The 4,783-nt window shown below is 41.2% G+C and carries 4 protein-coding genes; 2 read left to right on the forward strand and 2 right to left on the reverse strand.

What is annotated here, in order from left to right; all coding sequences use genetic code 11:
- Together IOC57_RS25305 and IOC57_RS25310 are read right to left on the reverse strand one after the other, a co-directional pair.
- On the reverse strand, positions 1 to 354 hold a 354-nt coding region (locus IOC57_RS25305; protein ID WP_207441338.1), incomplete at its 3' end, for a hypothetical protein.
- Between the two features lie 134 nt (positions 355 to 488).
- Complete coding sequence (locus tag IOC57_RS25310; protein ID WP_207441339.1) at positions 489 to 1,115, reverse strand: LysE family transporter; 627 nt, start codon at positions 1,113 to 1,115, stop codon at positions 489 to 491.
- A gap of 478 nt (positions 1,116 to 1,593) precedes the next feature.
- Between IOC57_RS25310 and IOC57_RS25315 the strand changes: the two genes are divergently transcribed.
- Both IOC57_RS25315 and IOC57_RS25320 read left to right on the forward strand, forming a co-directional pair.
- Complete coding sequence (locus tag IOC57_RS25315) at positions 1,594 to 2,826, forward strand: MFS transporter (RefSeq protein WP_286185187.1); 1,233 nt, start codon at positions 1,594 to 1,596, stop codon at positions 2,824 to 2,826.
- 501 nt (positions 2,827 to 3,327) lie between these two features.
- Positions 3,328 to 4,698 carry an amino acid permease gene (locus IOC57_RS25320; RefSeq protein ID WP_207441340.1) on the forward strand — a complete coding sequence of 457 codons (1,371 nt, stop codon included), beginning with the start codon at positions 3,328 to 3,330 and terminating at the stop codon, positions 4,696 to 4,698.
- Positions 4,699 to 4,783: the final 85 nt, after the last annotated feature.

Genomic DNA, 4,783 nt, shown 5'->3' on the forward strand with positions numbered 1-4,783 from the left:
ACCTTGACCGCCGCCCTGACCGCCGCCCTGACCGCCGCCACCGACAGGGCAGGTTAATCCTAGGTATTGTAATCCAACTATATCTGTATGATGAACTTCATTTGGAATGCCACCTTCGAGTATCTGTACCATGCCAGTAACATTATTTATCCCCATTAAAATAAAGGTGTGCTCGCTGTTACCCCAAAAACCCCTGAAACAATGGCCTTGTCGGCCTGCGTTTAAATGGCTCTGAATAGTGGCTACTGGAACCAGTGTTTGTACTGGCATTCTGTCATCATAATAAGGCAAATTAGCATAAGGATTATCGTAATAATAAGGAACATTATAAGAGTAATAACCGTAAGTATACATTCAAGAAATCCTCCCTTTGTGTTTACCCTTTCAGGCTATGAGCAAAGAGGGATAAGTGTCCGGCATGGACAAAGAATGACAATAAAATAGGCGGCCCATTTTTCATGAGTGAATGCTTACATTACCTAAACTTTTTATGTGAATAAAACCTTAGCTGCTTGGATGGCAAAGTAAATGCCAATCCCTATGAGGGATATACCCGAAATGATCGAAATGCCGATTAGAATGGGTTTGGATAATAAGCGTCTGAAGGTGCTGGCGATGATGGCCATTGCGAAATCCCAGACTAAGAGGCCAATGAGGATTCCTGAACTGTATAAAAGTAAATGATCCATATCATATTTTGAAGCGGAGTTTGCGAGAATGGATCCATAAATCCCCAGCCAGAACAAAATGGATAAAGGATTCGAAAGGGACATGAAGAACCCCGCCAGGAATGAAGAAAAAAGGGAATCTTTCACTTTTCGTGCATTCACTTCAATCTTACCTGCACTAAGCAGACTTTCTATTCCGGTATAGGTCAGGACGAAAAATCCAAAAAGCCATAAAAATGTCTTCATGAAGGAGCTGTCCAAAAAGTGGACGACACCGAAAAAGACGAGGGCTATAAAAACGAAATCCGCTAAAATGGCACCCCAGCCAAAAATCCAGGCATGCCAAAAACCCTTCCTAATTCCTTTGTCCAATTGGGCAGCGTTTATGGGACCGATAGGGGCCGCCAGGGATAAGCCTAATAATACATAACTAAAAAAAACACCCAATTTATCACCTCATCGTTTGTTACATCTTCGCTTATTTGAATGTATTCAAACAATTGGACTTGTACCACCTTTTTAGTCCTTTTTCGAGTCGATATGGTGAATCATGGTCTGGTTTGCTTTAATGAAAATTTTAATGATGTGGAGAGGATTCGTACCTCCTGAAATTTAAGGGTGCGAGACTCCTGCGGGGAAAGTGTGTCCAAGGGAGAGCAACCTTCGAATTTTTCAAACCCTCAAAACCTTGTTGGCAAAATGAATTATTATCGAGTTTGTCTGCATTCTGACCCATTCTTTAAATAGAATGGGTTCTTTCGTTTTAATGGACATAAGGGGTAATTTTGGGTAAAGCGCTACTGAATAAATCTTTCTGCGCTATAACATAATAATTTAAGACATCTAAAAAAAGATGCAAAACATATTTTCAAGTGGCTACCTTTTATGCAATTAGTTGCTTTTATAATGGATGAGGAGTGTAAGTATGGAAGGTCATGGGAAGCATAATAATAATGTAAGCGTGTGGTGTCTGATCAGTATGGCATCGATTCCATTGGTGATGACACTTGGAAATTCAATGCTTATTCCGGTTTTGCCCATTTTTGAGGAAAAGGTGGGGATAACTTCATTTCAATCCAGTATGGTGATAACAAGCTATTCCGTTGCATCGATTTTTTTAATTCCCATAGCTGGCTATTTATCAGATCGATTCGGTCGGAAGATGGTGATCCTGCCAAGTCTGATCCTAGCCCTTATTGGTGGCTTGGTCGCTGGTTATGCATCATGGAAAATGGAAAACCCCTATACATGGATCATAATTGGGAGGGTATTGCAAGGGATTGGGGCGTCTGGGGCCTCGCCGATCATTTTGCCTCTGGTGGGGGATCTATATAAGGATGATGATGAAAAAACGAGTTCTTGTTTGGGTATCATAGAAACCTCGAATACATTTGGGAAAGTACTAAGCCCAATATTGGGTTCCCTATTTGCTGCATTTATCTGGTTTTTACCATTCTTCTCGATTTCATTCTTCAGTTTAATATCTATTGTCTTGGTCTTTTTCTTTATAAAGGTACCAAAGGAGAAAGATGAGCCGAAGAAATTCAAAGAATTCTGGCATGATACGAAAAAAATATTCAAGCAGGAAGGAAAGTGGTTATATACAGTTTTCCTGATTGGTGTATTTGTCATGTTGGTTTTGTTCGGTGTTCTTTTCTTTTTGTCTGACAATCTTGAAAAAATCCATGATTTGCATGGAGTCAAAAAAGGCTTAGTGATAGCGATCCCGCTATTTTTTCTTTGTATGTCTTCTTATGTTGCAGGGAAAAAAATCAAGGGGGAATTACCAATCATGAAAAAGATCATCATGATCAGTATAGCTGTCCTTTCAATTAGTCTTGTATTTGTTGGTTTTACAAAAAACAAAGTGTTCCTTTTATTACTCGTAACGAGTTTGGTGGGCATAGCAATTGGTGCTTTATTGCCGACACTCGACGCAATCATCACTCAAAATATAAAAAAGGAACAGCGGGGGACAATTACCTCCTTTTACATGTCATCAAGGTTCATCGGAGTTGCGGCAGGCCCTCCGGTCATGTCACTGGTCATGAAAAATCATCTCAATATGAGCTATATCATTTCAGGGATCATTGGCATAGGCATCGTCCTGATTGTGCTGAAATTCATTAGTTCAGACAAAAAAGAAGCGGCTGCCTAATAGATTCAATAGAATTTCTCCGAAAAAGCCGGGCGTTCACACGGCTTTTTTTGTTTGTAACTCGCAACTTTTTACAGGAGGTCATGGGCCGGGGGACACATAAAATGTACAAGTCACTGGCTCGAACGGGTGATGATTTCTGACTGTACATTTACTGCTGAGTTACTTTCACTTTGGACTTATCCTAATAGCACCGATCGGTCCGGTGAATTCCGCTCGTATCGACAAAGGAATCAAGAACGGGTTTTGGGCATGCCTGGATCGTTGGAGCAGGGTCGTATGATCACAGATGGCCATTTCCATCATCCCTGGATTATCATTGATCGGTTTTGGGTTTATTTTGATTTAAAGGCATTTTTGCAAGCTTATCATAATGCATTACGCACATTACATATCACTTCAAGTCTTATTATGTTATTTGATTGATCATTTGGAAAACTTCTTCCTTGCATAATTCATTATGGCCTTATCAACACTATGAATAATGGAAGGGGGGACGTAATGACAACAAAAGCCAATTGCAGTTCAGCGAAAGGAAAGGCCGTTCAAGATTCCGATGCATCAGGTGTACAACAAGGTGATATGAAATGGTGGCAGCTATCATTGGTTGGCGTGGGCTGTACGATTGGTACAGGGTATTTCCTCGGATCGGCCATAGGGATTAAAACGACGGGGCCATCCATTGTCTTTTCATTTGTATTGGCTGCATTAGGCACTTACATCGTTTATAATCTGCTTGCTAAGATGACGGCTGCCGATCCTCAAGAGGGTTCTTTTTGTTATTATGCCAATAAAGCATTCGGACGATGGGCTGGCTTTAGCTGTGGGTGGAATTATTGGTCCTCTAATATATTGATCATGGGAAGTCAGCTTACTGCGCTTTCGCTATTATCTCAATTCTGGTTCCCAAAAGTCCCGCTGTGGCTATTTGCATCCGGTTATGCAATGGTTTCAATCGTGGTGGTATTGCTGGGAACAAAAGGGTTCGACAGAGTGGAAAATATCCTTGCAATAATTAAGACAGCAGCAATCGTAATGTTTATCATTATTGCAATATGTGCCATTTACGGCTGGTTTGGTCTTGATGGAGGGAAACCGCCCTCATTTCCGAATACGTATGATGAATTATTCCCAAAAGGACTAAAAGGGTTTTGGGCATCCCTCATCTATGCTTTTTATGCGTTTGGCGGCATTGAGGTCATTGGACTGATGGCGATGCAGCTTAAAAAGAAGGAAGATGCGCCAAAGGCAGGGACGATCATGCTCTTGGTTCTTACCATCATATATGTCGCTTCATTGGGGTTAGCCGTAACGATGATTTCGTTAGGGGCATTCAGTGAAAAAGAAAGCCCATTCGTTTCGGCATTGGACAGTTATCACCTGGCATTTTTCCCGCACGTTTTTAATGGTGCGATCATCATTGCCGGTTTCTCGACGATGACCGCTTCACTATTTGGTGTGACCAATCTATTGGTAACGCTCTCCGATGATGGGAATGCACCCGCATTATTCATGCAAAAGATCAAGAAATTCAAGGATCTTCCTCTGCCCTCACTGGGCCTTGGGGCCTTAGGACTTTTAGGATCGATCATCACTGCCTTGCTCCTGCCAGGCAAGATTTATGAATACATTACAACATCTGCTGGTATATTACTTTTGTATAACTGGGCATTCATCATTCTTTCTTCATTCAAAATATTGGAAAATAAGATTTGGAGTAAGATTACGGCCGTTTTCGGACTCCTTTTAATTTTAGCTGCCGTAAGTGGTACCCTGCTTGAGAAGGAGATAAGACCAGGCTTCTTCATCAGCCTTTTATTCATCGTAATCATCGGTCTTGCTGCTTTTCATGAAGTTCAAGGTTTGGAATAAGAACAAGGCGATGGCCGCAAAGGCAAGTAAATCAGAACTTGATTAAAAAAAGGAACTCGACTTACAAAATCGAGTTTGTCTACAT

Origin of the sequence: Bacillus sp. SD075, assembly GCF_017355165.1 — a bacterium.
Classification (GTDB): domain Bacteria; phylum Bacillota; class Bacilli; order Bacillales; family DSM-1321; genus Peribacillus.

Coding starts and splice junctions, on each gene's coding strand:
- IOC57_RS25315 (WP_286185187.1), top strand. CDS start 1,594: ATGGAAGGTCATGGGAAGCATAATAATAATGTAAGCGTGTGGTGTCTG.
- IOC57_RS25320 (WP_207441340.1), top strand. CDS start 3,328: ATGACAACAAAAGCCAATTGCAGTTCAGCGAAAGGAAAGGCCGTTCAA.